Here is a 1,106-nt window from a genome sequence, read left to right on the forward strand (position 1 = left end):
GGGCCTCCGTGGCGGGGGAATTCGCGAGGGTAGCCCGGCTCCATCGGGCCCGTATGTCGGGGCAAGCCTTTTTGGTTCCTTTTTGCGGGGGTGGCCTTCCACCGTTTGACAAAAGGGACTCGCCCGAGGGGGCGAAACAAGAAACATCAACGCACTCGGAGCGGCGCGCCACACCCAAACCCAATAGACAGTTGCTCCTACGCCCGTGCTTCCTGGAACCGTAGGAGCGGACTCTGTCCGCGATCTGGCGGATAACGCCGTAGGCGTTATGCACCTTACGGGGAGCCCGGGAGCCTCGTGGTTCCGCATCGCGCCGGACGGTTCCCTCTCCCGCTTGCGGGGGAGGGTTAGGGAGGGGGTGCGGCGTCAGGGTTGGCAGAGGTGCGTGGGCGAAGTCCGTCCCCTCTCCCCAACCCTCGGCTGCGCGCCCCGCCCTGAAGGGAGAGGGGGCTGTCCCGAGCTGTCGGATAACGCAGAGTCAGCCGGCAAACTCGTAGGGCGAATAACCGTTCGCGGTTATCCGCCGTTGGCCCGGGTACCGATGCCTGGCGATTGGCGCGGCCGGGGGCCAATCGCGGACGGAGTCCGCTCCTACATCTGTGCTTCCCTGGAACCGTAGGAGCGGACTCTGTCCGCGATCATGGCGGATAACGCCGTAGGCGTTATGCGCCCTACGGAGAGCCCGGGAGCCTCGTGGTTTCGCATCGCGCCGGACGGTTCCCTCTCCCGCTTGCGGGGGAGGGTTAGGGAGGGGGTGCGGAGTCAGGGTTTGGCAGAGGTGCGTGGGCGAAATCCGTCCCCTCTCCCCAACCCTCTCCCTGAAGGGAGAGGGGGCTTGTCCGTGCCGAGAAAGGATTTGGTGTCAGTCGGGCACTCGGTACAAGCCGGCTAACACAGAAATACCAGCGCACTCCGAACGGTCCCCTCTCCCTTCAGGGAGAGGGTTAGGGAGAGGGGCTTTTGGCTCTGTTGCTCTTAACACCCCCCCTCCAGACCCAAGACCTAGAACAACGGCAACGTATAACTCACGATCAACCGGTTCTCGTCCTGGTCCCGCTGCGTCGCCGTGCCCGAGCCGCTGACCGGCAGGCCGCTGCGCATGGTGG

General features: G+C 65.1%; 1 protein-coding gene. It reads right to left on the reverse strand.

Features of this window, described 5'->3' with window-relative positions; genetic code table 11:
* Positions 1-1,002: 1,002 nt before the first annotated feature.
* On the reverse strand, positions 1,003-1,106 hold a 104-nt coding region (locus VV867_RS30985), incomplete at its 5' end, for a hypothetical protein (protein WP_328568443.1).

The sequence above is a fragment of the Pseudomonas sp. JH-2 genome (genome assembly GCF_036231725.1).
Classification (GTDB): domain Bacteria; phylum Pseudomonadota; class Gammaproteobacteria; order Pseudomonadales; family Pseudomonadaceae; genus Pseudomonas; species Pseudomonas delhiensis.